The organism is Leisingera sp. S2M4 (genome assembly GCF_055398055.1).
Window position 1 is genome coordinate 2,624,457 of the sequence record NZ_AP040861.1, and the last position, 26,261, is coordinate 2,650,717.

Annotated in this window: 22 protein-coding genes; 15 read left to right on the top strand and 7 right to left on the bottom strand. The window is 66.2% G+C overall.

What is annotated here, in order from left to right:
• The first annotated feature begins 2 nt into the window (after positions 1 to 2).
• The 14 genes from ftsW to ACZ52D_RS12840 all read left to right on the top strand — a co-directional run bounded on the left by ftsW (position 3) and on the right by ACZ52D_RS12840 (position 16,819).
• A complete protein-coding gene (gene ftsW / locus ACZ52D_RS12775; protein ID WP_369926276.1) occupies positions 3 to 1,172 on the top strand; it encodes a putative lipid II flippase FtsW in 1,170 nt (389 codons plus the stop codon).
• Between the two features lie 155 nt (positions 1,173 to 1,327).
• Positions 1,328 to 2,419, top strand: coding sequence for a UDP-N-acetylglucosamine--N-acetylmuramyl-(pentapeptide) pyrophosphoryl-undecaprenol N-acetylglucosamine transferase (locus ACZ52D_RS12780; protein ID WP_222455873.1), 1,092 nt, complete (start codon positions 1,328 to 1,330; stop codon positions 2,417 to 2,419).
• A 4-nt stretch (positions 2,420 to 2,423) separates the two neighbouring features.
• Positions 2,424 to 3,821 (top strand): UDP-N-acetylmuramate--L-alanine ligase, encoded by a 1,398-nt coding sequence (gene murC, locus ACZ52D_RS12785; protein ID WP_222455874.1) that lies wholly within the window; start codon positions 2,424 to 2,426, stop codon positions 3,819 to 3,821.
• 70 nt (positions 3,822 to 3,891) lie between these two features.
• On the top strand, positions 3,892 to 4,146 hold the full coding sequence (locus ACZ52D_RS12790) for a DUF2484 family protein (protein WP_369926278.1): 255 nt from the start codon (positions 3,892 to 3,894) through the stop codon (positions 4,144 to 4,146).
• A gap of 110 nt (positions 4,147 to 4,256) precedes the next feature.
• The gene (gene murB, locus ACZ52D_RS12795; protein WP_464441553.1) at positions 4,257 to 5,180 is read left to right on the top strand and encodes a UDP-N-acetylmuramate dehydrogenase; all 924 of its coding nucleotides are present in this window, start codon (positions 4,257 to 4,259) and stop codon (positions 5,178 to 5,180) included.
• A gap of 294 nt (positions 5,181 to 5,474) precedes the next feature.
• Positions 5,475 to 6,395, top strand: coding sequence for a D-alanine--D-alanine ligase (locus ACZ52D_RS12800; protein WP_464441554.1), 921 nt, complete (start codon positions 5,475 to 5,477; stop codon positions 6,393 to 6,395).
• On the top strand, positions 6,383 to 7,279 hold the full coding sequence (locus ACZ52D_RS12805; protein WP_222455878.1) for a cell division protein FtsQ/DivIB: 897 nt from the start codon (positions 6,383 to 6,385) through the stop codon (positions 7,277 to 7,279). Before ACZ52D_RS12800 ends, ACZ52D_RS12805 begins: the two co-directional genes overlap by 13 nt.
• A gap of 1 nt (position 7,280) precedes the next feature.
• Positions 7,281 to 8,615 (top strand): cell division protein FtsA, encoded by a 1,335-nt coding sequence (ftsA, locus tag ACZ52D_RS12810; RefSeq protein ID WP_222455879.1) that lies wholly within the window; start codon positions 7,281 to 7,283, stop codon positions 8,613 to 8,615.
• Between the two features lie 373 nt (positions 8,616 to 8,988).
• Positions 8,989 to 10,734 (top strand): cell division protein FtsZ, encoded by a 1,746-nt coding sequence (gene ftsZ / locus ACZ52D_RS12815; protein ID WP_222455880.1) that lies wholly within the window; start codon positions 8,989 to 8,991, stop codon positions 10,732 to 10,734.
• Positions 10,735 to 10,933: 199 nt separating this feature from the next.
• Positions 10,934 to 11,881: a UDP-3-O-acyl-N-acetylglucosamine deacetylase gene (gene lpxC / locus ACZ52D_RS12820; protein ID WP_464441555.1), complete on the top strand. Its 948-nt coding sequence runs from the start codon at positions 10,934 to 10,936 to the stop codon at positions 11,879 to 11,881.
• 229 nt (positions 11,882 to 12,110) lie between these two features.
• Positions 12,111 to 12,962, top strand: a complete 852-nt coding sequence (locus tag ACZ52D_RS12825) for an outer membrane protein assembly factor BamD (protein ID WP_222455882.1) — start codon at positions 12,111 to 12,113, stop codon at positions 12,960 to 12,962.
• 57 nt (positions 12,963 to 13,019) lie between these two features.
• A complete protein-coding gene (recN, locus tag ACZ52D_RS12830; RefSeq protein WP_464441556.1) occupies positions 13,020 to 14,669 on the top strand; it encodes a DNA repair protein RecN in 1,650 nt (549 codons plus the stop codon).
• Positions 14,670 to 14,754: 85 nt separating this feature from the next.
• A complete protein-coding gene (locus ACZ52D_RS12835) occupies positions 14,755 to 16,437 on the top strand; it encodes a chloride channel protein (protein WP_464441557.1) in 1,683 nt (560 codons plus the stop codon).
• A gap of 190 nt (positions 16,438 to 16,627) precedes the next feature.
• A complete protein-coding gene (locus ACZ52D_RS12840; protein ID WP_222455885.1) occupies positions 16,628 to 16,819 on the top strand; it encodes a hypothetical protein in 192 nt (63 codons plus the stop codon).
• Between the two features lie 332 nt (positions 16,820 to 17,151).
• Here ACZ52D_RS12840 and ACZ52D_RS12845 read toward each other — a convergent pair whose 3' ends face one another.
• From ACZ52D_RS12845 to ACZ52D_RS12865, 5 genes are all read right to left on the bottom strand, one after another.
• Positions 17,152 to 17,493: a DUF427 domain-containing protein gene (locus ACZ52D_RS12845; RefSeq protein ID WP_464441558.1), complete on the bottom strand. Its 342-nt coding sequence runs from the start codon at positions 17,491 to 17,493 to the stop codon at positions 17,152 to 17,154.
• A gap of 63 nt (positions 17,494 to 17,556) precedes the next feature.
• The gene (locus ACZ52D_RS12850; RefSeq protein WP_464441559.1) at positions 17,557 to 19,347 is read right to left on the bottom strand and encodes an aminopeptidase P family protein; all 1,791 of its coding nucleotides are present in this window, start codon (positions 19,345 to 19,347) and stop codon (positions 17,557 to 17,559) included.
• 395 nt (positions 19,348 to 19,742) lie between these two features.
• A complete protein-coding gene (gene cobT / locus ACZ52D_RS12855; RefSeq protein ID WP_222455888.1) occupies positions 19,743 to 21,620 on the bottom strand; it encodes a cobaltochelatase subunit CobT in 1,878 nt (625 codons plus the stop codon).
• A 166-nt stretch (positions 21,621 to 21,786) separates the two neighbouring features.
• Entirely contained in the window at positions 21,787 to 22,773 is a 987-nt protein-coding gene (cobS, locus tag ACZ52D_RS12860) for a cobaltochelatase subunit CobS (protein WP_222455889.1), read from the bottom strand.
• A 418-nt stretch (positions 22,774 to 23,191) separates the two neighbouring features.
• A complete protein-coding gene (locus ACZ52D_RS12865) occupies positions 23,192 to 23,815 on the bottom strand; it encodes a DnaJ domain-containing protein (protein ID WP_222455890.1) in 624 nt (207 codons plus the stop codon).
• Positions 23,816 to 23,921: 106 nt separating this feature from the next.
• Here ACZ52D_RS12865 and ACZ52D_RS12870 point away from each other — a divergent pair, with 106 nt between their 5' ends.
• The gene (locus tag ACZ52D_RS12870; protein WP_464441560.1) at positions 23,922 to 24,176 is read left to right on the top strand and encodes a BolA family protein; all 255 of its coding nucleotides are present in this window, start codon (positions 23,922 to 23,924) and stop codon (positions 24,174 to 24,176) included.
• Positions 24,177 to 24,231: 55 nt separating this feature from the next.
• Here ACZ52D_RS12870 and ACZ52D_RS12875 read toward each other — a convergent pair whose 3' ends face one another.
• Positions 24,232 to 24,747 (bottom strand): DUF4177 domain-containing protein, encoded by a 516-nt coding sequence (locus ACZ52D_RS12875; protein ID WP_464441561.1) that lies wholly within the window; start codon positions 24,745 to 24,747, stop codon positions 24,232 to 24,234.
• A 135-nt stretch (positions 24,748 to 24,882) separates the two neighbouring features.
• The gene (pepT, locus tag ACZ52D_RS12880; protein ID WP_464441562.1) at positions 24,883 to 26,124 is read right to left on the bottom strand and encodes a peptidase T; all 1,242 of its coding nucleotides are present in this window, start codon (positions 26,122 to 26,124) and stop codon (positions 24,883 to 24,885) included.
• Between the last annotated feature and the right edge of the window lie 137 nt (positions 26,125 to 26,261).

Sequence of the window (26,261 nt, forward strand, 5' to 3'; positions counted from 1 at the left end):
CCATGACTGAGATGGTCTATGGCGCGGTTCCCGTGCAGGCAGGCGAGCCGATTCTTCCGAAATGGTGGCGGACGCTGGATAAATGGACGGTGTCCTGCATCCTGATGCTGTTCGTGATCGGGTTGCTGCTCGGTCTGGCGGCCTCGGTGCCGCTGGCAGAGCGCAATGGATTCGGCAGTTTCCATTATGTGCAGCGGCAGCTGGTGTTCGGTGTGACCGCGCTGGCGGCGATGCTGGTGACCTCGGTGATGTCGCCGACGCTGGTGCGGCGGCTGGCGGTGCTGGGCTTTGCCGTGGCCTTCGTGGCGCTGGCCTTCCTGCCGATCTTCGGCACCGATTTCGGCAAGGGGGCGGTGCGCTGGTATTCCCTCGGCTTTGCCTCGATCCAGCCGTCCGAGTTCCTGAAGCCGGGGTTCATCGTGGTCGCGGCCTGGATGATCGCGGCGAGCCAGCAGATCAACGGCCCGCCGGGCACGCTGATGTCGTTCGGCCTGTGCATGGCGGTGGTGATGATGCTGGTGCTGCAACCGGACTTTGGCCAGGCCAGCCTGGTGCTGTTCGGCTGGGGCGTGATGTATTTCGTCGCCGGGGCGCCGATGATCCTGCTGGTCTGCATGGCGGCGGTGGTGGTGCTGGGGGGCATCTTTGCCTACAACAGCTCGGAACATTTTGCGCGCCGCATCGACGGCTACCTGAATCCTGACATCGATCCCACCACCCAGCTGGGCTATGCCACCAACGCGATCCGCGAGGGCGGGCTGTTCGGCGTGGGCGTCGGCGAGGGCCAGGTGAAATGGTCGCTGCCGGATGCGCATACCGATTTCATCATCGCCGTGGCCGCCGAGGAATACGGGCTGGTGCTGGTGGCGGTGCTGATCGTGCTTTACGCGCTGATCGTGGTGCGCTCGCTGCTGCGGCTGATGCGCGAGCGCGATACCTTCATCCGGCTGGCGGGCACCGGGCTGGTCTGCATGCTGGGCGTGCAGGCGATGATCAACATGGGCGTTGCGGTGCGGCTGTTGCCGGCCAAGGGGATGACGCTGCCGTTTGTCAGCTACGGTGGCTCGTCGCTGATTGCCACCGGCATCGCGGTGGGCATGTTGCTGGCCTTTACCCGCACGCGGCCGCAGGGTGGCATTGCCGATTACCTGAACGGGCGCGGCCGCGGCTGATCCGAGGTGCGCGGGGCGTTGCGGCACACGTGACACGGGCCGCGCCGCCTAGCCGGTTGGCGCGGTTTGGCCTGCGGCCGGGCGGGGCCGATTGAAACCGACGAGGTGCTGTCTGCGTTGGCAGTTGCATAGAAGACAGGAAGATTTCAGGACCGATGGCACAGAAACTGCTTTTGATGGCCGCAGGCGGTACCGGCGGCCACATGTTCCCGGCGCAGGCGCTGGCAGAACGGATGCTGGCGCGCGGCTGGCGGGTGAAACTGTCGACGGACGCGCGCGGCGCGCGCTATACCGGCGGCTTTCCCCACACGGTGGAAATCAGCCAGGTGTCCTCGGCCACCTTTGCCCGCGGCGGATTGCTGGCCAAGGCGATGGTCGGGCCGAAGATCGCGGGCGGCGTGCTGTCGATGATGATGCAGATGCGGCGCGAGCGCCCGGATGCGGTGGTGGGTTTTGGCGGCTACCCGTCGATCCCGGCGCTGGGGGCGGCGACGCTGCTGAAGCTGCCGCGGATGATCCATGAGCAGAACGGCGTGCTGGGCCGGGTGAACCAGCTGTTTGCCAAGCGCGTGCAGGGTGTTGCCTGCGGCACCTGGCCCACCGACCTTCCCGAGGGGGTGCCGCACGAGCATGTGGGCAACCCGGTGCGCCAGGCGGTGATGGAACGCGCGGGCGCGGCCTATATTCCGCCGGGCGACTACCCGATGTCGCTTCTGGTGATGGGCGGCAGCCAGGGCGCGCGCATCCTGTCGGACGTGGTGCCGGGCGCGGTTGCCGCGCTGCCCGAGGCGATCCGGCAGCATCTGCGGGTGTCGCACCAGGCCCGCGCCGAGGACCAGGAGCGGGTTGCCGCCTTTTACGCCGAGCATGGCATCAATGCCGATGTGCAGCCGTTCTTTCACGATGTGCCTGCCCGCATGTCGGAGGCGCAGCTGGTGATTTCGCGCGCGGGCGCGTCCTCGGTTGCGGATATTTCGGTGATCGGGCGCCCCTCGATCCTGATCCCCTTTGCGGCCGCCGCCGGCGACCACCAAAGCGCCAATGCCCGCGGTCTGGCCGCGGCGGATGCGGCGGTGGTGATCCCCGAAAGCGCGCTTGATGTTTCGGTGCTGGCGGAGCATATGGGCGCAATTCTGAGTAACCCGCAGGCCGCCACCCAGATGGCGACCGCTGCACTGAACGCCGGAATTCCCGATGCCACCGACCGTCTGGCGGCACTGGTGGAGCAACTGGCACAGGAAGGATAACGTGATGAACCCTGCAACCAAGCTGCCCGGTGACGTCGGCCCGATCCATTTTGTCGGCATTGGCGGCATCGGCATGTCGGGCATTGCCGAAGTGCTGCTGAACCTCGGCTACAGCGTGCAGGGCTCGGACCTGAAGGCCAGCAAGATCACCGGACGGCTGGAAGAGCTGGGCGCGCGGATCTTTGTCGGCCAGCAGGCGGAAAACCTGGAAGGCGCCGCCGTTGTGGTGATCTCCTCGGCGATCAAGCCCGGCAACCCGGAGCTGGACGAGGCCCGCCGCCGCGGCCTGCCGGTCGTGCGCCGGGCCGACATGCTGGCCGAGCTGATGCGGCTGAAGTCCAACATCGCCATCGGGGGCACCCATGGCAAGACCACCACCACCACCATGATGGCCGAGCTGATGGTGGCCGGCGGCTTTGATCCGACCATCATCAATGGCGGAATCATTCACGCCTACGGCTCCAACGCGCGGATGGGGCAGGGCGAATGGATGGTGGTCGAGGCGGACGAGAGCGACGGTTCGTTCAACCGGCTGCCCGCGACCATCGCCGTGGTCACCAACATCGATCCCGAGCATATGGAGCACTGGGGCGACTTCGACCGGCTGCGCGACGGCTTCCTCGAGTTTGTCTCCAACATCCCCTTCTACGGCATCGCGGTCTGCTGCACCGACCATCCCGAGGTGCAGGCGCTGGTGGGGCGGATCTCGGACCGCCGGGTTGTCACCTACGGTTTCAACGCGCAGGCGGACGTGCGGGCGGTGAACCTGACCTACAAGGCGGGGGTGGCCCATTTCGACGTGCACCTGCAGGCCGAGGGTCAGGTGATCGAGGGCTGCAGCCTGCCGATGCCGGGCGACCACAATGTCTCCAACGCCCTGTCGGCGGTGGCGGTGGCGCGGCATCTGGGCATGAAGAAGGAAGAAATCCGCGCGGCGCTTGCGGCCTTTGGCGGGGTGAACCGGCGCTTCACCAAGGTGGGTGAGGTGAACGGCGTCACCATCATCGACGATTACGGCCACCACCCGGTGGAGATTGCCGCGGTGCTGAAGGCGGCGCGCCAGGCCAGCGAGGGCCGGGTGATCGCGGTGCATCAGCCGCACCGTTACTCGCGCCTGTCCAGCCTGTTCGACGATTTCTGCGCCTGTTTCAACGAGGCCGACGTGGTGGCCATCGCCGAGGTCTTTGCCGCGGGCGAGGATCCGATCGAGGGCGCCAGCCGCGATGATCTGGTGGCGGGGATGATCCGCCACGGCCACCGCCACGCCCGCGCCATTCTGGACGAGGACGATCTGGAGCGGCTGGTGCGCGAGCAGGCCCGGCCTGGCGACATCGTGGTCTGCCTTGGGGCGGGCACCATCAGCACCTGGGCCAACGGGCTGCCTGCGCGGTTGGCGCGGTGAGCCATGCAAGCGTGACCGGGGGCGTGGCCCCCGGCGGCCTGCGGCGGCTTGGGCCGGGGTGTGTGGAGCAATGACGCTGTCGCTGACACTGGCGGCGGTCTGGGCCTTGGCGGCGAATGTGCTGGCGGTTCTGCCCAGCCGCGACAACCATTGGCGTCGCGCCTATGCGCTGATCGCGCTGGGGATTCCGCTTCTGGGTTACGTGACTTATGAAAACGGCCCCTGGTGGGGGCTGGCGGTGCTGGCCGCGGGCATGTCGGTATTGCGCTGGCCGGTGATCTATTTCGGCCGCTGGCTGGCTCAGCGGTGGCGTCGCGGCACCTGAGCCGACCCGCTGGCGGCGAGATTTTGCCGATGCCACTTGCGAGCGGTCCATTGTCTTGCGGCCGCATTCCTTGCTAGAGGCTGGCGGCAAAGGTTCGAGGGATAGATGTGATGAATTTCGACGGAATCCGTGGCAAGTTGACGGCCAATCGCGATCTGGCGGGGCTCACTTGGCTGCGCGTGGGCGGGCCTGCGGATTACCTGTTTCAGCCTGCCGATGTGGACGACCTCGCAGCCTTTCTGCGCCAGCTGGACCCAGCCGTGCCCGTGTTTCCGATGGGTGTGGGCTCCAACCTGATCGTGCGGGATGGCGGCCTGCGGGCGGTGGTGATCCGGCTGGGGCGTGGCTTCAACGCGATCTCGGTCGAGGGCGATAAGGTCACCGCAGGCGCTGCGGCACTGGATGCGCATGTGGCACGCAAGGCGGCGGATGCGGGGGTCGACCTGACCTTCCTGCGCACCATTCCCGGCTCGATCGGCGGGGCAGTGCGGATGAATGCCGGCTGCTATGGCAGCTACGTTGCGGATGTGTTCGTCTCGGGCACCCTGGTGACGCGCCAGGGTGAAATTCGCGAGATCACCGCCGAGGAGTTGCAGTTTCAGTATCGCCAGACGGCCTTCCCCGAAGGCGCGGTGCTGGTTTCGGCCACCTTGCGGGGCACCGAGGGCGACCCCGAGGAGCTGCATGCGCGGATGCAGGCGCAGCTGGAGAAACGGGATGCCACCCAGCCGACCCGGGAGCGGTCGGCGGGATCGACCTTCCGCAACCCCGCGGGATTTTCCTCGACCGGGCAGGCAGATGACGTGCACGACCTGAAGGCCTGGAAGGTGATCGACGACGCCGGCATGCGCGGCGCCAGCCGGGGCGGCGCCCAGATGAGCGAGAAGCATTCGAACTTCCTGATCAATGCCGGTGGCGCCACCGCCGCGGATCTGGAAGGGCTGGGGGAAGATGTACGGAAAAAGGTTTACGAAAATTCCGGCATTACGTTAGAGTGGGAAATTATGCGGATTGGTGAACCGCTTCCCCGATAACTGGATTTAACCGGGCAACGTCAATGGGTTGACCTTTGGTTTCCCGCTGTCCATTCCGGGTGAGCACGGAGGCGTGCGGTGATTCCCGTGGCCCATGGTAAAAACTCTGTTAACGCCCCGGTAACGATTTGGGCGTTAGGGTGGCGGGCAGGCGGCGCGGACTGCAGGCCTGCGGCGTCGGGGCAGGCTATCGCCGCGATTGGCCGGGGATGATCCGGCAACACGACATAAGGCGGATCCGGAAAGGATTCCAAGAAACTGGGGCAAAAGCCCCGCATATTGAGGCGCTTGGTGGTGAGTAGGTCGAGCAGGACACTCCCGAAGGTCGCGGTGCTGATGGGCGGGCCATCAGCCGAACGCGAGGTATCGCTGTCCAGCGGTCGCGAATGTGCGGCGGCGCTGCGCGGTGAGGGGTATGAGGTTGTCGAGGTGGATGCCGGCGCGGATCTGTGCGCGCGGCTGACCGAGGTGCAACCCGATGTGGTTTTCAATGCGCTGCATGGCCGCTGGGGCGAAGACGGCTGCGTGCAGGGCATGTTGGAATGGCTGAAGATCCCCTATACCCACTCGGGCGTGCTGGCCTCGGCGCTGGCGATGGACAAGCAGCGCTCCAAGGCGGCGTTCCGGGCGGCCGGGCTGCCGGTGGTGGAGAGCGGGCTGTTTGCCAAGTCAGAGGTCAGCGCCGGTCACGTGATGGCACCGCCCTATGTGGTGAAGCCCAACAACGAAGGCTCCAGCGTCGGCATCTACATCGTGCATGAGGCCGCCAACGGCCCGCCGCAGCTGGCACCGGAGATGCCGGATGAGGTGATGGTCGAGACCTTCGCGCCGGGCCGCGAACTGACCACCACCGTGATGGGAGACCGGGCGCTGACGGTGACGGATATCCTCACGGACGGCTGGTATGACTACGATGCCAAGTACAAGCCCGGCGGCTCGCGCCATGTGCTGCCCGCGGATCTGCCGCAGGAGATTTTCGACCTCTGTCTGGACTACGCGCTGCAGGCGCACGCGGCCCTGGGCTGTCGCGGTGTCAGCCGCACCGACTTCCGCTGGGACGAGGCGCGCGGCGCGCGTGGGCTGATCCTCCTTGAGACCAATACCCAGCCCGGCATGACGCCGACCTCGCTGGCGCCGGAGCAGGCAGCCCATTGCGGCATCAGCTTTGGTCGCTTGTGCGCCTGGATGGTGGAGGACGCTTCATGCGGGCGCTGAAGCAGCGGTTTGGCCGTCCGGCCTCGGCAGGGCGGGCCGATCCGGCACCTTCGCGGCTGAAGTACCGATTGCAGCGCTGGATGCTGACCCCCGGAATTCGCTTCGGGCTGCGGTTCGGGGTTCCATTTTGCCTGATCCTGGCGGCGGCCGGTGGTTACCTGGCCAACGAGGAGCGGCGCGCGGATCTGCTGGCGCTGGTGCAGGACGCCCGTACCGCGATCGAGCAGCGGCCGGAATTCATGGTCAACGTGATGGCGGTGGACGGGGCCGGTCCAAGCGTTGCGCAGGACATCCGCGAGGTGATCTCGGTGGATTTCCCGGTCAGCTCCTTCGATCTGGATCTTGAGCATATCCGCGATGTCATCACCGGGCTGGACCCGGTCCGGAGCGCCAGCGTGCGGATCCGTCCCGGTGGCATCCTGCAGGTGGACGTGGTCGAGCGTGAACCGGCCCTGGTCTGGCGCAGCCGCGAGGGGCTGGCGCTGCTTGACAAGGACGGCATTCACGTCGCCGAGCTGGGGCGGCGCAGCCTGCATCCGGACCTGCCGCTGATCGCGGGCAAGGGGGCGGCTGCCAAGGCGGAGGAGGCGTTGCGCCTGTTCGCGGCGGCGCGCCCGCTGGGGCCGCGGCTGCGCGGGCTGGTGCGGGTCGGCGAGAGGCGCTGGGACGTGGTTCTGGACCGGGGGCAGCGCATCATGTTGCCTGCCCGAAATCCGGTGCCGGCGCTGGAGCGGGTGCTGGCGGTGAATGAGGTGCAAGATTTGCTGGAACGCGATGTCGCCGCGGTGGACATGCGTCTGGCCGGGCGTCCGACGGTGCGCATGGCCGAGAATGCAGTGGAAAACTGGTGGCGGATCAGGCAGTTGAATGGGGGCGGGCAGTAAAATGACAGATCTCTATCAATCGCAGCGGGCGATGCGGCAGATGCGCCGTCAGGCGATGCAGCGCGGCGTGGTTGCCATTCTGGACGTGGGTAGCTCCAAGATTGCCTGTCTGGTGCTGCGGTTTGACGGCAGCGCGCGGCTCAGCGAGGATGGTTCGATCGGCGCCCTGGCCGGTCAGTCCGGGTTCCGGGTGATCGGCGCGGCGACCACGCGCTCGCGCGGGGTGCAGTTCGGCGAGATCACCGCGATGCAGGAGACCGAGCGGGCAATCCGCACCGCGGTGCAGGCGGCACAACGCATGGCCGAGGTGCGCGTCGATCACGTGATCGCCTGTTTCTCGGGGGCCAACCCGCGGTCCTATGGGCTGGATGCGACCCTCGACCTGAAGGGGCAGGAGGTCACCGAACAGGATGTGGCGGAGGTGCTGGCCGCCTGCGAAGTGCCCGAATATGGTGCCGGGCGCGAGGTGCTGCACGCGCAGCCGGTGAATTTCGCGCTCGACAACCGCTCCGGCCTTGCTGACCCGCGCGGTCAGCTGGGGCAGACGCTGGCGGTGGACATGCACATGCTGACCGTGGATGCGATGGCGGTGCAGAACCTGGTGCGCTGCATCCAGCGCTGTGACCTGGAGCTGGCCGGGATCGCCTCGTCGGCCTATGCGTCGGGGTTTTCGGCGCTGGTCGAGGACGAGCAGGAGCTGGGCGCAGCCTGCATCGACATGGGCGGTGGGACGACCTCGATTTCGATCTTCATGAAAAAGCACATGATCTATGCCGACGCCGTGCGTCTGGGTGGCGATCATGTGACCAGCGACATCTCGATGGGGCTCGGGGTGTCGATGTCGGTGGCCGAGCGCACCAAGAACAAGCATGGCGGCGTGCATGCCACCGGGGCGGATGACCGCGAGATCATCGAGATCGGCGGCGACACCGGCGATTGGGAACACGACCGTCGCACTGTCAGCCGGGCCGAGTTGATCGGCATCATGCGGCCGCGGGTCGAGGAGATCCTCGAGGATGTCCGTGCCCGGCTCGACGCCGCCGGTTTCGAGTACCTGCCGAGCCAGCAGATCGTGCTGACCGGTGGCTCCAGCCAGATCCTCGGGTTGGACGGTCTGGCCAGCCGGATCCTGGGCCAGCAGGTGCGGCTGGGCCGCCCCTTGCGCGTGCACGGGCTGCCGCAGGCGGCGACCGGTCCGGGCTTTGCCTCGGCGGTGGGGCTGTGCCTTTTTGCGGCGCACCCACAGGATGAGTGGTGGGATTTTGACATGCCCGCCCGCAGCCACCCGGCCGGCACGCTGGGGCGCGCGGTCCGTTGGTTCCGCGACAACTGGTAGGACAGCAGGAAATCACGCGCTCGCGGTAAAGATCACGTGACAGGGCTGGTCACAGCCGTTAGAATCGCGTTAACGCCCGCAAAAAATATGCGGCGATTCAGCAGGCCGGGCAGTGGCCAGCCAAACTTGGAAATCCGATCCTCCGTGCCCTGTGGGCAGGGCTGGTGCGGTTTTGTTGTGTTCCGGTTGTGCCTCTTCCCCCATATCTGCTAGGGACGGCAAAATACCGCGGGTTTGTCCTCAGAATGGGGCCTATTTCGTGGAAGATCGCGCTTTTTGGGATGACGGAACTGGCCCTGCGCGGTAAGATTATAGTGAACTGGACAGGAAAAAGCCCTTTGCGGGAAGGGCGGGTAACACAGGCGGTAAGAGCATGACGTTGAATCTATCGATGCCCGGGCAGGAAGAGTTGAAGCCGAAGATCACGGTGTTTGGTGTCGGCGGGGCCGGCGGCAACGCCGTCAACAACATGATCGCCAAGGAGCTGGACGGCGTCGAGTTCGTCGTCGCCAACACCGACGCCCAGGCGCTGCAGCAAAGCTCGGCCAAGAGCCGCATCCAGCTGGGTGTGAAAGTCACCGAAGGCCTGGGTGCAGGCGCTCGTCCGCAGGTGGGCTCTGCCGCCGCCGAGGAAAGCATCGAGCAGATCGTCGACCACCTGGCGGGCGCGCATATGTGCTTCATCACCGCGGGCATGGGCGGCGGCACCGGCACCGGTGCGGCCCCGATCATCGCGCAGGCTGCTCGCGAGCTGGGCGTGCTGACCGTCGGCGTGGTGACCAAACCCTTCCAGTTCGAAGGTCTGAAGCGCATGCGTCAGGCCGAAAGCGGTGTCGAGAGCCTGCAGAAGGTGGTCGATACGCTGATCATCATCCCGAACCAGAACCTGTTCCGCCTCGCCAACGAGAAAACCACCTTCACCGAGGCGTTCTCGATGGCGGATGACGTGCTGTACCAGGGCGTCAAGGGCGTGACCGACCTGATGGTCCGTCCGGGCCTGATCAACCTCGACTTTGCCGACGTCCGCGCCGTGATGGACGAGATGGGCAAGGCGATGATGGGCACCGGCGAAGGTGAGGGCGAGGATCGCGCGGTTCAGGCCGCCGAGAAGGCGATTGCCAACCCGCTGTTGGACGAAATCAGCCTGAAAGGCGCGCGCGGCGTGCTGATCAACATCACCGGTTCGCACGATCTGACCCTGTTCGAGCTGGACGAGGCCGCCAACCGCATCCGTGAGGAAGTCGACCCGGACGCCAACATCATCGTTGGCTCTACCTTGGATACCGAGATGGAAGGCCGCATGCGGGTGTCCGTTGTGGCCACCGGCATCGACGCCAGCGATGTGAACACCGACATTCCGGTGCCGCGCCGCCCGATGTCCGCACCGCTGCGCCAGACCGTGAGCGTCGAGGAAACCCGCGCCGCGGCGCCGCTGGAACTGGATACCCCGGTCGAGCAGCCCGCAGCCGAAGTGGCCGCCACGCAGCCCGCCCCGGCACAGCCGGCCCCCCAGGCGCCTGCTGCTGAAAGCGTGCACGCGGTGGAGGAACCCTCGCTTTTCGCCGAGATGAACACGCCGGAAGCGGCTGACGACCACGGTGGCGAAGTCATCGAGACCAACGACCAGCTGGGCGACGACGGCCTGCCGCCGCCGGCCTACCAGCCCGACGTTCCGGAATTCCGCCCGCAGGCAGATGCGGTCGAGCCGCAGGCCGACAGCTTCATCGCCCCCAAGGCACCGGCCCCCGGCACCCCTTCGCCGCAGGCGCTGGAGCGGTTGCAGGCCGCCGCCAAACGCGCGCAGCCGCCGGTTGGACAGCCGCAGCGTCCGGCCATCGTCTCGGCCACGCAGACTGCGCAACCGCATCAGCAGCCGCAACAACAGCAGCCGCAGCAGCAGGGCGAGGGCCAGCGCCGCTTTGGTCTGAACTCGTTGATCCACCGCATGACCGGCAGCGCCGAGTCCGCCTCTGGCGGTGCCAAGCACCAGCCCCAGCAGATGCGGCAGCAGCCCGCGATGCAGGCGCAAGCGCCGCAGCCGCAACCGCAGACCCAGCAGGCTGACCCGGATCAGGAACGCATCGAAATCCCTGCTTTCCTGCGTCGCCAGGCCAATTAAGCGATCACAACTGAAGTCTGAAGGAGCCGCCTTTGAGGCGGCTTTTTCTATATTAAACAAGTGATTAGATGGCCCTGCGCGGTGTTTTGCCTATCTGTTACAGTCATGTTTCAATCCGTTACAAAGATTGAGTTGTAGGTTTTTTTCCTAAACCTTAACTCTCATCCGCAACACGGCCGCAGAGGTCGGACACAGTGGAATGAGGCACATCGTGCAAAATACGCTCAAGGCATCGGTGACATTTGAAGGGGTTGGTCTGCACACCGGCAAGCCTGCCCGCATGACGCTGATCCCGGCTCCGGCGGGGCACGGGATCGTGTTCAAGCGCACCGACATCGCTCTGGGCAATACGCTGATCCCGGCGCGCTGGGATCTGGTCGAGCGCAGCCCGCTGTGCACCCGGCTGGTCAATGCCGCCGGTGTCAGCGTGTCCACGGTCGAACACATCATGGCGGCGCTGGCCGGGTGTGGCGTGCACAACGCGCTGGTGGAGATTGACGGCCCGGAAGTTCCGATCGTCGACGGCTCCTCGGCGCCGTTCGTGCGGGGCATCATGCAGCAGGGCGTTCAGCGCCTCGGCGTGCCGATCGTCGCCTACCAGGTGCTGAAGCCGGTGACGGTTGAAAAGGATGGTGCGCGCGCCACGCTGCTGCCCAGCGATGGCCTGACCATCGAATTCCACATCGACTTCGCCGAGGAGGCCATCGGCCGCCAGAGCCGGACGCTGGATATGCGCAACGGCAGCTTCGCGCGCGAGCTGTGCGACAGCCGGACCTTCTGCCGCCAGGCGGATGTGGAGGCCATGCAGGCAAACGGTCTGGCGCTGGGTGGCGTGCCCGGCGAGAACGCCGTGGTGTTTGATGGCGCGCGGGTCGAAAGCGGCCTGGGGCTGCGCCATGCGGATGAACCTGTACGCCACAAGATGCTGGACGCCCTGGGCGATCTGGCGCTGGCTGGGGGGCCGATCTTGGGGCGCTATGTTGGCGAGCGCGCGGGGCATGCGCTGACCAACACGCTGCTGCGCGCCCTGTTTGCGGAGCCGGGCGCAGTCCGGGCCGTCGCCTGTGATGCGGCGATGACCGCCCGGCTGCCGGGGCAGGGGCTGATCTGGTCGGAAATTCCGGCCGAACAGCGCCGCGTTGCATAAGGCAAAAACCTGAAACGAGCATTCAACTGGCCCGGGGCGTCTGCGCTCCGGGTCTTTTCCTGCGGGCCTTTTATGCGCGCAGGGGGCAGGCGCTCTTGACCATGGCGCGCTTTCTCTGCCATCTGGGCGCGCATGGCGCAAAAGACGTTTTGCGCGCCATTTGAATATGCTAGACCCGGCATAACCGGGGCGCAGACCCGCGAAGGAAACGACGGTGAGGTTAGGCACTATGAACGGCATCAGAGCAGGAGCCAGAACCCTCGGCGTGGTCCTCTTGGTGGCGGCCCTTGCAGGGTGCGGCGGCGCGGATGGCGACGCGGCGACCCGGAACGAGGCGCTGGAAACCTACACGCCGGAGCAGATCTACCAGCGCGGCGAATACGAGCTCGCCAACAAGAAGCCCAAGGATGCCGCTTATTACTTCTCGGAGATCGAGCGGTTGTACCCCTACTCCGAGTGGGCCAAGCAGGCGCTGATCATGCAGGCCTTTGCCTATCACAGCACCAAGGATTACGAGAACAGCCGTGCGGCGGCGCAGCGGTTCATCGATTTCTACCCGGCGGATGAAGATGCCGCCTATGCGCAGTATCTGCTGGCGCTGAGCTATTATGACCAGATCGACGAGGTCGGCCGCGACCAGGGGCTGACCTTCCAGGCCCTGCAGGCGCTGCGCACCGTGATCGAGGTCTATCCCGACAGCGAATACGCCACTTCCGCGATCCTGAAGTTCGACCTTGCGTTCGATCATCTTGCAGGCAAGGAAATGGAGATCGGCCGGTATTACCTGCGCCGCGGGCATTATACTTCGGCGATCAACCGTTTCCGCGTTGTGGTGGAGGAGTTCCAGACCACCAGCCACACCGCTGAAGCGCTGCACCGACTGGTCGAAGCCTATCTGTCGCTGGGCCTCACCGGCGAGGCACAGACGGCGGCCGCGATCCTCGGCCACAATTTCCGCTCGACCGAGTGGTATGAGGACAGCTATCGCCTGCTGACCTCGAACGGGCTTGAGGCCAAGGATCGTGGCAACAACTGGCTGAGCCAGATCTATCGTCAGTCGCTGAAAGGCCAGTGGCTGTAACGCTGGCAAGGGCATTGGGGGCGGCCCGCGAGGGCCGGACGTAATGGGGGCGGAGCGATGCTGCGCGCGCTTGATATACGCGATCTACTGATCATTGATCATCTGGAGCTGAACTTTCAGCCCGGCCTGAACGTGCTGACCGGCGAAACCGGCGCCGGCAAGTCGATCCTTCTCGACAGTCTAGGCTTCGTGCTGGGCTGGCGCGGACGCGCCGAGCTGGTGCGCCAGGGCGCCGCGCAGGGTGAGGTGCTGGCCGAGTTCGATCTGCCCGCGGGCCACCCGGCGCATGCGATCCTCGAAGAGGCGGGCCTGCCCGGCGGCGACACGCTGATCCTGCGCCGGGTCAATACCGCCGAAGGGCGCAAGACCGCCTGGGTCAACGACCGGCGCTGCTCGGGCGAGGTGTTGCGGGCGCTGTCGGACACGCTGGTGGAGCTGCACGGCCAGCATGATGACCGTGGCCTGCTGAACCCGCGGGGGCATATGGCTCTGCTGGATCAATATGCCGGGGTGCAGGATCTGCTGGACAAGGTGCGCCGGGCCTGGAGCGAGGCCGCCAAGGCGCGCAAGACGGTGGAGGCTACGCGCGCCGCGCTGGAGGCGGTGCGCGCGGAGGAGGAGTTTCTGCGTCACGCGGTGGCGGAACTGGACAAGCTGGACCCACAGCCGGGTGAGGATGAGGCGCTGGACATCCGCCGTCGCCAGATGCAGGCGGCGGAACGGATCCGCGGCGACATCGCCCGCGCCCATGCGCTGCTGAGCGAGGGTGCAGAGAGCGCCATGGGCGAGGCGCAGCGTTGGCTGGAAGGCGTCGAGGGCCAGGCCGAGGACACCGGGCTGGAAGCGCCCCTGGCCGCACTGAGCCGCGCGATGATCGAGCTGGGCGACGCCCAGGACGGGGTCGAGCGGGTGCTGAACGCTCTGGAGTTCAATCCCGGAGAGCTGGAAGACTGCGAGGAGCGGCTGTTTGCGATCCGCGCGCTCGCCCGCAAGCATGGGGTCACCGCCGACGAGCTTGGCGAGTACGCCGAGACGCTGCGCGGCAAGCTGGCGGCGCTGGATGCGGGCGATCAGGATCTTGCCGATCAGGAGGCTGCCCTGAAGGCGGCCGAAACCGCCTATACCGAAGCCGCGAAGCAGCTGGGGGCGGTACGTCGCCAGCAGGCAGCAGCGCTCGACAAGGCGGTGATGGCCGAACTGGCGCCGCTGAAGATGGAACGGGCGGTTTTTGAAACCCGCATCACCAGCGCCGAACCGGGGCCAGATGGCATGGACGCGGTCGCCTTTACCGTGGCCACCAACCCCGGTGCGCCGGCCGGACCGTTGAACAAGATCGCCTCGGGCGGCGAGCTGAGCCGGTTCCTGCTGGCGCTGAAGGTCTGCCTGCGCGGTCAGGATGCCAGCAAGACGCTCATATTCGACGAGATCGACCGCGGTGTCGGCGGCGCCACGGCGGATGCCGTCGGACGGCGCCTGCGCAGCCTTGCCAGCAACGGGCAGGTTCTGGTGGTGACCCATTCGCCGCAGGTGGCGGCGCTTGGCGGGCATCACTGGCAGGTGCGCAAGCAGGTGATCGACGGCATGACGTTGTCGCAGGTTGTGCCGCTGGCCGAGCCTGACCGGGTCGACGAGCTGGCCCGCATGGTGGCGGGTGACACCATCACCGAGGAGGCCCGCGCCGCGGCCCGCGCACTGCTGGCAGGTTAGCGGCGAAACGCCAATGGGGTGAGGCTTCGTTAACTCGCGGTATGGCAATGTAAGTCATTGAACTCAAAAGACCTGCAGGCCCATTATGGTAGACGAAATCCGCCGTTCCCTTTCCGCCGCCCTGCTGCATTGGCTTGCCGGGTTGAAAGACCTGGGGCGGGTGCTGCGCCATCGCGGGCCAAGCCAGTTCCAGTTCTGGGTGATCGCGCTGTTGATCGGCATCGCCGCGGGCTTTGCGGCGCTGTTCTTTCGCAAGGGAATCGCGGCGTTGCAGGCCGGGGTCTACGGCGCCCCGGACGTGCATTTCCTGCACAGCCACGCGCAGGATCTTCCGTGGTACACGCTGGTTGGCATCGCCGCGGGCGGCGGGCTGGTGGTGGGGCTGATCCTCGACCGCTTTACCCCGGATGGACGGGTGCGGTCGGTGGCCGATGTGATCGAGGGCGCCGCGCTGCATGACGGGCGGGTGGAGACCCGCGCGGGCATCGCCTCGGCGCTGGCCTCCTTCATCACCCTGTCCACTGGCGGCTCCTCGGGGCGCGAGGGGCCGGTGGTACATATGGCGGGGGTGATCTCGACCTGGGTCAGCAACCATATCAACGCCGACGGCATTACCGGGCGCGATCTGTTGGGTTGCGCGGTGGCTGCCGGGGTTTCGGCCAGTTTCAATGCGCCGATTGCGGGCGCGCTGTTCGCGATGGAGGTGGTGCTGCGGCACTTCTCCGTCAACGCCTTTGCCCCCATCGTGGTCGCGTCGGTCGCTGGCACCGTCATCAACCGGTTGGAATACGGCGACGTGACCGAGTTTACCCTGAACACGCCGGGCGCACTGCAATTCTACGTCGAACTGCCGGCCTTCCTGCTGCTCGGGCTGATCTGCGGCTTGGTGGCGGTGGTGCAGATGAAGGCGATCTTCTTTGCCGACAAGGTGGGCAACCAGGTGCAGGAGCGGCTCAGCCTGCCGCGCTGGCTGCGCCCGGCGGTCTCCGGCGCCATGCTGGGCGTCATCGCGGTCTGGTTTCCGCATATCATCGGTGTCGGCTACGAAACCACGGTGCTGGCGCTGACCGGCGGTCTGCTGCTGGGGCAGGCGGTGGTGTTCACCGCGGTCAAGACGGCGGCGGTGGCGATCACCATGGGGGGCCGCATGGGGGGCGGCGTCTTCTCGCCCTCGCTGATGATCGGGGCGCTGACAGGTCTGGCCTTTGGCCTGATCGCCACGGCGGTGCTGCCGGATGTTTCGGGCACCCACACGCTTTATGCCTTTGCAGGCATGGGCGCCGTTGCAGCAGCGGTGCTTGGGGCACCGATCTCGACCACGCTGATCGTGTTCGAGCTGACCGGGGACTGGCAGATCGGCCTTGCGGTCATGGTCTCGGTCTCCATGTCCACCGCGCTGGCGTCGCGGCTGGTGGACCGCTCTTTCTTTCTGACCCAACTGGAAAAGCGCAACATTCACTGCGCGGCGGGACCGCAGGCCTATTTGCTGGCGCTGATCCGGGCCGGGGCGGTGATGCGTCCGATGGGCGATAGTCGCTGCGCGTCGCTCGAGGCGTGTCAGGAGCTGGTAGAGCAGGGCCTGCTGGTGCGGGCCTCTGCCACGCTGGAGGCCGCGATGCCGGTGTTTGACCGGGCTGACCTGGCCTATCTGCCGGTTGTCCTCGAGGAGAACGGCCAACAGGAGATCATCGGCGCCCTTTATCACATCGATGCGCTGAAGGCCTACAACCGGGCGCTGGCGGCGACCGCGGCCGAAGAGCACCGTTAACCGGCAACGTCACCGCGCCGCAAAAGGCCGGGGACCACGTTACGGGGAAAATTCCGGCGGCGTTCCCCGTCAGCTGTGCGAATTCGGTTACAGGTAAACAAGAAGTTAACTTTCTATTTGATTAACGAAGCCGCAGTTATCAACATTGAAAGCAGGGACAGGACTAAACTCTGACTTTGGCAGGAAAACCATGCGCAATTTCGAAATCGGCCCAAAAGAGGCTGGTGCGAATCATAAGGCGGACAAGCAGGCGAATGAACGTGCGGCATTGGAGGCAGCGATCAACTATGCGCTGCAATGTGCACGGGAAACCGACATTCTCGGGACGGGGGATGCGCTGGAGGCAGCGCGTCAGAACCTGAGCCGGGCCGTGCTGAGCTGAACTGATCGCACAATACGCCATCACGCTTTCAGGGGCGGCACGTCCGTCCCTTCGCGGGTGGTGACGCAAAAAACGCCGCTGTGAACAGTGCCGCACGCCCTAGGGGCGCGGCAGGGGCCGGTATTCATTGATCAAGCCGATGATCTGTCGGCCCCGTTCTCGGCCCCAGGCGGGCCGAGCAAGGGCATTTGCTCTCTAGGCTGCGGGGTATCGGCAGGGTGTGGGCCGGGACGGCGAGGCCTGTCAGGTCAGGCCTTGCAGGTGCAGGGCAGGGCAGCCCTGCGAATTGGCCCCGCAGCGCAAGCAGGCCGCGGGGCAGTCACGGGTGTTGGTCAGACCTGTTCGACCTTGACCGAATCGCTCAGCACAAAGGCGATGTGGCCCTTGATCGCGCTGGCGGTCTCGATCGGGTCCTCGTAGCTCCAGGCGGCGTTTTCGGTGACAGAGGATTTGTTGACGATCGAGTAGTAGCTGGCATCGCCCTTGTGCGGGCAATGGGTGCTCTTGTCGGTGCGGTCGAGAAACGCCATCGCGATGTCGCCGCGCGGGAAATAGATGACCGGTGCCATATCGCCCTCCGACAGCTCAAGCGCGTTGGCGCTTTCCCCCAGTACGGCGCCGCCGGAGCGGACGACCCAGGTGCCTTCGGCCTTGCGGATACGGATATTGGTCATGCGTGTTTTCCCATTCTCTTCATGCGTGTCGTCTTTGTGTTCAGTCTATGTAACGCGGCTGTGTCACAATGGCGTGGTAGCGGCATCCAGCCAGCGCTTTGCGTCCGGGCTGAGCCGAGGGCCGATCAGGGCCGCCACCTCGCGGTGATAGGCGTTCAGCCAGTTGCGCTCCTCGGTGCTGAGCATGTCCACAGCCACCAGCCGCCGGTCGATCGGGGCATAGGTTAGGGTGCGCCAGGCCAGCATGTCACGTTCCGGGTCGCTGCTGTCAAGTGCGGCAGCCGGTTCCACCACCAGCAGATTCTCCAGCCGGATGCCAAAGGCGCCCTCGCGGTAGTAACCGGGTTCGTTGGACAGGATCATGCCCGGCTCTAGCGGGACGTGGCTGGTGCGCGCCAGCCGCTGCGGGCCTTCGTGCACGCTGAGATAGGCGCCGACGCCATGGCCCAGCCCGTGATTGAAGTCCTGTCCCGCAAGCCAGAGCGGCATGCGGCCGACGGCCTCGATATCACGGCCTGCCAGCCCCTTGGGCCAGCGCAGGCGCGACATGGCGATCATGCCCTGCAGCACGCGGGTGAAGGCGGCGCGCTCCTCGGCGCCTGGGGTGCCGATGGCGATGGTGCGGGTGATATCGGTGGTGCCGTCGAGGTACTGGCCGCCGCTGTCGAGCACCAGAAGATGGCCGTCTTGCAGCGTGGTGTTGGTCTCTTCGGTCACGCGGTAGTGCATCACGGCACCGTTTTCGCCGGTGCCCGCGATGGTCTCGAAGCTGATGTCGCGCAGGGCCGGGTCCTTGCGCCGATTGGCCTCGAGCTGCCGCACCACGTCGATCTCGGTGAGGGTGCCGGGGGCCTGCGCGTCCAGCCAGGCGAGGGTTTCCACCACCGCCGCGCCATCGCGCAGGTGGGCAGCGGCGCTGCCCGCGATCTCGGCCTTGTTCTTGCGCGCCTTGGGCAGGGCGCAGGGGTCACCGGAGGGGGACAGCCGGTCGCCGAGGGTGTCGGCAACGATCTGCGGCAGGGTGCCGCTGTCTGCTGCGACCTGGCCGTCGAGCGCGGCGAGGGCGGTCAGGAAGTCCTCGGGCGCGTGCAGGCGGACGCTGCTGTCGAAATGGCCGTCGAGACCGGCAAGTTTCTCAGCCGCCATGAACAGGTCGACGCGGGCGTCGTCATGCAGGATGGCAAAGCCGTGCGCCACCGGGTTGCGCGCCACGTCAGAGCCACGGATGTTCAGCAGCCACATGATGCTGTCGGGCAGGGTGATCACCGCCGCGCTCTGACCGGCATCGCGCAGGCCCGTGGCGAGGCGCGCGCATTTCTCCGCAGCGCTTTCGCCCGCGTATTCAAGCGGGTGCGCGGTGACCGGGTTCATTGGCGGTGCGGGCTGATCGGCCCAGATGCGGTCAATCAGATTGTCGCACTGCGTCAGGGTGATGCCGCTGCCCTGCAGCTCCTTGGTCAGCGAGGCGATCTGGCCCGCGGCGTGCAGCCAGGGGTCAAAGCCGACCTTGCCGCCCTGCGGCAGCTGCTGCTTCAGCCAGTCGGCCAGCTGTACCTCGGGCCAGGGCACGGGGGTGTACTCCGCGGCGACCTGGCGTTTTACCTGGGTGCGGTAGCGGCCGTCGATGAAGACGCCTGCGATGTCCTGCAGCACGGCGCAGAAGCCCGCCGAGCCGGTGAAGCCGGTGAGCCAGGCCAGCCGCTCGTCGCGCGGCGCCACGTATTCGCCCTGATGGGCATCGGCGCGCGGCACCAGGAAACCGTCCAAGCCTTCCGCGGCCAGTTCCTGACGCAGGGCGGCCAGCCGGGGGGGACCCTGTTCCGGGCGGGCAGTCACGTCAAAGCTCTGGTACATGCGGGCGGGTCTCCTGTTTGGGGGCATGGGGCAGACAAGGCCTGGGGCAACCGCAATGGGTCGCGGGGCCGGGGTGGCTGACTGTGCGCCTCCTTGTCCCAAATCGGCGTGCCAGTGGCAAGCCCGGTGGGGGAGAAAGCCGCGTGGGACGAAATATGCCGGTAAATGGCGGTGGTGCGCAGCGCGGGTGATGTTGCGCTCGGGTGCCGGGGAATGCTGGCGGATCCCGCTGTCGCCCGTTCCCGGCCGGTGGCTGGGTAGTGGCGGCCCGGGGCAGCCGCTGGTGCCGCGCGCGTCAGCGCGCGGCCGGGCCCAAGACTGCGGATGGCATCGCAAGATGCCGTCCAAGGGCGCGGGAGGGCCCCGGTCTGCGTCGGGAGACCGGGACTGGGACGTCAGCCCGCGCGTTTCATTCCCATCACCCGGGCACGTGCACGCGGGTCGCTGTCGAAGAGGGCGGCCAGCTGCTCGGTCATGGCGCCGGCCAGCTGCTCCACATCGGTGATGGTCACCGCACGTTCGTAATAGCGGGTCACGTCGTGGCCGATGCCGATGGCCAGAAGCTCCACCTGCTTGCGGCGCTCGACCATGGCGATGACGTCGCGCAGGTGCTTCTCGAGGTAACTGGCAGGGTTCACCGACAGTGTCGAATCGTCGACTGGCGCGCCGTCGGAGATCACCATCAGGATCTTGCGTGCCTCGGGGCGGTTCACCATGCGGCGGTGCGCCCATTCCAGCGCCTCGCCGTCGATGTTTTCCTTCAGCAGCCCCTCTTTCATCATCAGGCCGAGGTTGTCGCGGGTGCGGCGCATCGGGGCGTCGGCGCCCTTGTAGATGATGTGGCGCAGGTCGTTCAGGCGACCGGGCTGCTGCGGGCGGCCCTCGTTCAGCCAGGCCTCGCGGGCAAGGCCGCCTTTCCACGCGCGGGTAGTGAAGCCGAGGATTTCGACCTTCACGTTGCAGCGCTCCAGCGTGCGGGCGAGCACGTCGGCGCAGATCGCGGCAATCGAGATCGGACGCCCGCGCATCGAGCCGGAGTTATCGAGCAGCAGCGTGACCACGGTGTCGCGGAACTCGGTGTCTTTCTCGATCTTGAAGGACAGCGGCGTGGTCGGGTTGGCGACAACCCGCGCCAGTCGACCGGCGTCCAGAATGCCTTCCTCAAGGTCGAACTCCCACGAGCGGTTCTGCTGCGCCTGCAGGCGGCGTTGCAGCTTGTTGGCAAGGCGGCTGACCGCGCCCTTCAGCGGCTCCAGCTGCTGGTCGAGATAGGCGCGCAGGCGTTCCAGCTCGGCCGGTTCGGCCAGATCTTCGGCGGCGATTTCCTCGTCATGGGCGTCGAGGAACACCTTGTAGTCCGGGTCGGCATCCGACACCGGCGGCGGTGCGGGCGGCTCCAGCGGTGCCTCGCCGTCGGGCATCTCGGTGTCTTCGGCCAGCTCCTCATCCGCCATGTCATCGGCGGAGATCTGCGCCTGGGATTCGTCCTGCTGCTGTTCCTGGCTCTGCTCGGGGGAGGCGTCGGCCTCCTCGTCGTCCGAGTCGTCTTGGCCGGAGCTGTCGGGATCGTCCTGCTCTTCTGGGGAGTCCTCGGCTTCGTCGTTGGCGTCATCGTCCAGATCGTCCGGGTCGTCGCCCAGCTGGTCGCCATAGCCGAGGTCCGAGATCACCTGCCGCGCCAGTTTGGCAAAGGCGGCCTGGTCGGCGATTGTCTCGTCCAGGTTTTCCAGCGTGCCGCCGGCCTGGGATTCGATGAAGCCGCGCCACAGTTCCATGATATTGGCAGCACCTTCCGGCAGCGGGCGGCCGGTGGCTAGGTGGCGGATCAGGTAACCGGCCGAGGCTGCTAGCGGCGCCTCGGAGGAGGATTTCATCTGGTCGTAGCCGCGGCGCAGCGCCTCGTTGCGGATCTTCACATCGATGTTGGAGGCGGTGCCGGGCATGTGGCGCGCGCCCATCGCCTCGCAGCGCGCGGTTTCCATTGCGTCGTAGAGGTCGCGGGCCATTTCGCCCTGAGGCGCATATTTGGCGTGCGTCGCGTCATTGTGGAACTTGTGCCGCAGCGCCAGCGCATCCGCGGTGCCTCGGGCCAGCAGGACTTCTTCGCGGCTCATCCGGCGGGAGACCTGCGGCAGCCGCATCGAGTCGCCCGACAGCCCCGAGGGGTCGACGGTGTAGCTGACCGAAAGTTCCGGGTCGTCGGCCATCACCTTGGTGGCTTCGGCCAGCGCCTTCTTGAACGGATCGGCGGGGTTGTCGTTCGGCTTTTTCATGGTCGCACCTTATCCCTTTTGAGCATCCCCCCTTGTTTCGGGAAAGTCCAGTGGGACAGCTGCGGTTGGGGCAGCGCCCGGCCCGGCGGGGTGGGAAGCGAAGCGCCCGCCCCGTTGGGGGCGGGGCGGGCGCGGCCCGGCCTGACGGCCGGGCGGTACGTCACATTCAGCCCAGCGAAACGCTTGCGGCGCTTTCGGGCAGCTCTTCGTCAAAGCAGCGCTGGTAGAATTCGGCCACGGTCTGGCGCTCCAGCTCGTCGCATTTGTTCAGGAACGACAGGCGGAAGGCATAGCCCACGTTGCGGAAGATCTCGGCGTTCTGCGCCCAGTTGATCACGGTCCGCGGGCTCATCACGGTCGACAGGTCGCCGTTCATGAAAGCGGTGCGGGTCAGGTCGGCAACCGTCACCATCTGGGAGATGGTCTTGCGGCCCTCGGCAGTGTTGTAATGCGGCGCCTTGGACAGGATGATGGCTGCCTCGGCATCGTGGCTGAGGTAGTTCAGCGTCGAGACCAGCGACCAACGGTCCATCTGCGCCTGGTTGATCTGCTGGGTGCCGTGATACAGCCCGGTGGTGTCGCCGAGGCCGACGGTGTTGGCGGTGGCGAACAGGCGGAAGAACGGGTTCGGGGTGATGATCTCGTTCTGGTCCAGCAGCGTCAGCTTGCCGTCATGCTCCAGCACCCGCTGGATCACGAACATCACATCGGCACGGCCGGCGTCGTATTCGTCGAACACGATGGCAACCGGGTTGCGCAGTGCCCAGGGCAGGATGCCTTCGTGGAATTCGGTCACCTGCTTGCCGTCGCGCAGCTTGATCGCGTCCTTGCCGATCAGGTCGATCCGGGAGATGTGGCTGTCGAGGTTCACCCGCACGGAGGGCCAGTTCAGCCGGGCCGCGACCTGTTCGATATGGGTCGACTTGCCGGTGCCGTGGTAGCCCTGGATCATCACCCGGCGGTTGTGGCTGAAGCCCGCGAGGATCGCGAGCGTGGTTTCGGGGTCGAACTTGTAGGTGGGGTCCAGCGCCGGCACCCGGTCGGAGCCTTCGGCAAAGCCCTTGACCGTCATATCCGTGTCGATTCCGAATACATCGCGCACCGAAATCGTTTCGGTCGGTTTCGCATTCATGTCCACAAAGCCGTCGGTCATCCCAGTCGATCCTTATCTGTCTGCCCTGCCGTCAGGGTCCAATTCGCGGGATTGGTGCCTGATCTGCGGCCGAAGGGCAAGGGAAACCGTCCCGACAACCGGGCGAAGGCGGCAATTGTGACAGGACAACTGTTGCGACAGCCAAGGCTGACGTCAGGGGAGAAGCCGCGCCAGCCAACGAACAGCGCCCCCAGCCGGGCAGCGGGGGGCGCGTTATGTCGGCAATGTTTTGCGCTCTCGGGGGGAAGGGCTGCAACCGACATCCCCTGCCTAACCGCGCTGCCGGAACAGGTCAAAGCAATAAAGTCTCTATCGTAAACGGTCGGCAAAAGACCGCTTAGACAGACCGAAAACGCCAATGGCTCCGCACCGGGGAGGCCCGCAAGCCCCCCGGTGATGCTGCGGATGCGGTCGGCGGTTACTTGAAGCTTTTGCTGTCCTTGATCTGGTCCCAGGCCCAGCGGACCTCCTGCAGCTGCTCTTCCTGGCTGCGGTCACCACCGTTCATGTCGGGGTGCAGCACCTTGATCAGCTTCTTGTAGGCCTTGCGGATCTCGGCCTTGGACCAGTCGTCCTTGGCCTCGAGGATTTCGATCGCCCGGCGCTCGGTGGGCGGCAGGCGTCGGCCCGCCTTGGCGTTGCGTCCCGGGTTGAGGGTCGCGTTCGCCCCCAGCACCTGGTGCGGATCCTCGATGCCCAGCCGGGCCCAGGCCCGCGCCTCGGGGTCGCCCATCGGCTTGGTCTGGCGCTCCCACACCTTGTCCTTGGATCGCTGGGCGTTCAGCTCGGCTTCGGTCGTGCCCTCGAAGAAGTTCCACTTGTTGTTGTATTCGCGCACATGCTCCTGGCAGAACCAGTAGTAATCATCGAGCACGTCCGGTGCCTTGGGAGCGCGGAACTTGCCGGCCTCCTCGCACCCCGGGTGATCGCAGACGCGGGTCGAGGTCTCGGAAGCCCCCGTGGCTGCGCGCCGCCCGCGCGGATTTTTCTTTTTGGCAGAGCGGACGGACATATCAAAGCCAAAGGGATCGGATTTGGTCATGGGGCGCACCTTCTAGACGCATCTGTTCGACTCGGAGGCAGCAGTTTAGTCTAAGGGGCGCCAGATAGAAGGGGGCGTGTAGAAAAAAGATGGGGATGAGCGGAAAATGAACGTGAAGCAGGAGATGGAAACGGCCTTGCAGGCGGCCTTTGATCCGACAGTTCTGGAAGTGGTGAACGAAAGCCACAAACATGCCGGTCACGCGGGCGATGACGGCTCGGGCGAGAGCCATTTCGCGGTGAAAATCCGTGCCACCGCCTTTGAGGGCATGAACCGGGTGCAACAGCACCGTGCCGTGCACAAGGCGCTCGGGGATATCGTGCCGCGCATTCACGCGCTGGCCCTGGACATCGGCAGCTGACGCCCGGGACTGCCGGGCGCTGCCCGTATCAGTACCCAGACAGCGCGGGGAGGGCTCAGCTCTCCCCGTTTTCTTTCTGCTCGTCCTTCTTGGCGGCTTTCTCTGCCCGCCGCTTCAGCGCGGCCGTCATGCCGGAGACCGGGCTCAGCTCTTCGACGCCGTCATCGGCTTGCATCCGGGCCGCGCCGGGGCCGGGAACGGGGGTGGCGTCTGCCGGGGCTTCCGGGTCGCCTGCGGTGGCCGTCAGCCGAGGTTCCCGGGCGGGGGCTTCGGGGGCGGTGCGCGCTGGCGCCCGCAGGGTGGCGTCTGCGGCGGGTGCGTCGGCGGGGGCCTGTGCCGCCACGGGGCGACGGAACACCAGCACGTTGCGCCAATTGGTGGTGCTGCCCGTCAGCCCGGCACGTTCCTCGCTCGGCAGCAGCTCGGCGCGCTGGTACTCCCAGCCCTCGGCCGCCATTTCGTTCATCAGGAGCTCGATCGTGTGGGCAAAGCGGGCTTCCGGGGTCTTGATGCCCTTGGCCTTGGTGCCTTTGGCCGGGGCGGGGACGACTTTGTACTCAAAGGCCTGCATGACTGTCTCCGGAATTTGCGTGTTGGTTCATTGGGGTAGATGCCCGGTTCCAGAGCGCGAGGTCAAGCGCCGAGTTGGGCGGGCATTCGCGTCCGCGCGGGGCGCGGACGGCGCCTTCAGCTCTACCTGCGTCGTTCAATCCTGCTTGGCGGCCATCTGCGCCAGCGTCAGGCAGACCTCGGTGGCGCGGGCCATGTCCTGCACCGAGATCCATTCCAGCGGTCCGTGGATTTCCTGCATGCCGGTGAAGATATTGGGCGTGGGCACGCCCAGCTCGGTCAGTCGCGAGCCGTCGGTGCCGCCGCGGATCGGCGTCGAGACCGGCTCGATCCCATGCGCGCGGCAGGCGTCGCGGGCCAGCTCCACCGGGGTCATGTCCTCTTCCAGCCAATAGCGCATGTTGCGGTATTGCGGGGTGATCTCAACGCTGATCTCGGCGCGGGGTTCACCCGCCTGCACGGCGGCGCAGACTTGGCGCAGCAGATCGCCCTTGTCCTCCAGGCCCTCGCGCTCGAAGTCGCGCAGGATCAGCTTCAGCTCCATCTCGGAGGAGCCGCCGTTCATGTCGGTCACATGCAGGAAACCTTCGCGCCCGTCGGTGGTTTCCGGCGTCATTGTCGCCTGCGGCAGGGTCTGCACGATCTTGGCTGCCAGGTGGGCGGCGTTGACCATCTTTTCCTTGGCCTGACCGGGGTGGATCGAGACCCCCTTGATGCGCACCACGGCGCGGTCGGCGCTGAAGCTTTCATAGATGATTTCGCCGACTTCGCCGCCGTCCAGCGTATAGGCGAAATCCGCCTGCAGGTCGCGGGGCAGCTGCGGGCCGACGCCGCGGCCGATTTCCTCGTCCGGGGTGAAGGCGATGCGGAGGGTGGGGCGGGGCAGGTCCGGGTTGTCCAGCAGGTGCCGCGCCATGGTCATGATGATGGCCACGCCCGCCTTGTCATCGCCGCCCAAGAGGGTCAGCCCCGAGGCCGTGATGATGTCTTCGCCCTGCTTGGAGGCGAGATAGGGGTTTGCCTCGGGCGACAGAACCAGATCCGGGTTGTCGGGAAAGCTGATGTCGCCGCCGTTGTAGCCCTGGATCACCCGCGGTTTGACGCCGGTGGCATTGAACTGCGGCGCGGTGTCCACATGGGCGAGAAAGCCCACGGTCGGCCCCGGCCTGGTGCCGGGAATGGTGGCCAGAACGACGCCGTAGTCGGTCAGCTGCACGTCCGCGGCCCCGATGTCGCGCAGTTCGTCGACGAGGAGGTTCAGCATGTCGAACTGGCAATCGGTACTGGGGGTGGTGGATGAGTTCTCGTCGCTCTGGCTGTCGATGGCAGCGTAGCGGACCAGACGGTCCTGTAGTTCCTGATCGAATTTGCGTGACATGTGACCTCCGGGGGTTTTCGCCGCAGCAAAGCCGCTGGCAAGGGGGAGGTCAAGCGGGATGGCTTCGGGGGGGGCGGCGGCGGGGCAGCCCGATGCAGACCCGAGGACAGGATGTGCGACCAATCCCCATGCGAAAA

Bases quoted from the DNA above. Each gene is read 5' to 3' on its own strand.
- ACZ52D_RS12780 (WP_222455873.1), top strand. From the start codon at position 1,328: ATGGCACAGAAACTGCTTTTGATGGCCGCAGGCGGTACCGGCGGCCAC.
- ACZ52D_RS12825 (WP_222455882.1), top strand. From the start codon at position 12,111: ATGAACGGCATCAGAGCAGGAGCCAGAACCCTCGGCGTGGTCCTCTTG.
- ftsA (WP_222455879.1), top strand. From the start codon at position 7,281: ATGACAGATCTCTATCAATCGCAGCGGGCGATGCGGCAGATGCGCCGT.
- ACZ52D_RS12865 (WP_222455890.1), bottom strand. From the start codon at position 23,815: ATGACCAAATCCGATCCCTTTGGCTTTGATATGTCCGTCCGCTCTGCC.
- lpxC (WP_464441555.1), top strand. From the start codon at position 10,934: ATGAGGCACATCGTGCAAAATACGCTCAAGGCATCGGTGACATTTGAA.
- ACZ52D_RS12835 (WP_464441557.1), top strand. From the start codon at position 14,755: ATGGTAGACGAAATCCGCCGTTCCCTTTCCGCCGCCCTGCTGCATTGG.
- ACZ52D_RS12870 (WP_464441560.1), top strand. From the start codon at position 23,922: ATGAACGTGAAGCAGGAGATGGAAACGGCCTTGCAGGCGGCCTTTGAT.
- cobT (WP_222455888.1), bottom strand. From the start codon at position 21,620: ATGAAAAAGCCGAACGACAACCCCGCCGATCCGTTCAAGAAGGCGCTG.
- cobS (WP_222455889.1), bottom strand. From the start codon at position 22,773: ATGACCGACGGCTTTGTGGACATGAATGCGAAACCGACCGAAACGATT.
- recN (WP_464441556.1), top strand. From the start codon at position 13,020: ATGCTGCGCGCGCTTGATATACGCGATCTACTGATCATTGATCATCTG.
- ACZ52D_RS12845 (WP_464441558.1), bottom strand. From the start codon at position 17,493: ATGACCAATATCCGTATCCGCAAGGCCGAAGGCACCTGGGTCGTCCGC.
- pepT (WP_464441562.1), bottom strand. From the start codon at position 26,124: ATGTCACGCAAATTCGATCAGGAACTACAGGACCGTCTGGTCCGCTAC.
- ftsZ (WP_222455880.1), top strand. From the start codon at position 8,989: ATGACGTTGAATCTATCGATGCCCGGGCAGGAAGAGTTGAAGCCGAAG.
- ACZ52D_RS12805 (WP_222455878.1), top strand. From the start codon at position 6,383: ATGCGGGCGCTGAAGCAGCGGTTTGGCCGTCCGGCCTCGGCAGGGCGG.
- ACZ52D_RS12840 (WP_222455885.1), top strand. From the start codon at position 16,628: ATGCGCAATTTCGAAATCGGCCCAAAAGAGGCTGGTGCGAATCATAAG.
- ACZ52D_RS12875 (WP_464441561.1), bottom strand. From the start codon at position 24,747: ATGCAGGCCTTTGAGTACAAAGTCGTCCCCGCCCCGGCCAAAGGCACC.
- ftsW (WP_369926276.1), top strand. From the start codon at position 3: ATGACTGAGATGGTCTATGGCGCGGTTCCCGTGCAGGCAGGCGAGCCG.
- murB (WP_464441553.1), top strand. From the start codon at position 4,257: ATGAATTTCGACGGAATCCGTGGCAAGTTGACGGCCAATCGCGATCTG.
- murC (WP_222455874.1), top strand. From the start codon at position 2,424: ATGAACCCTGCAACCAAGCTGCCCGGTGACGTCGGCCCGATCCATTTT.
- ACZ52D_RS12790 (WP_369926278.1), top strand. From the start codon at position 3,892: ATGACGCTGTCGCTGACACTGGCGGCGGTCTGGGCCTTGGCGGCGAAT.
- ACZ52D_RS12850 (WP_464441559.1), bottom strand. From the start codon at position 19,347: ATGTACCAGAGCTTTGACGTGACTGCCCGCCCGGAACAGGGTCCCCCC.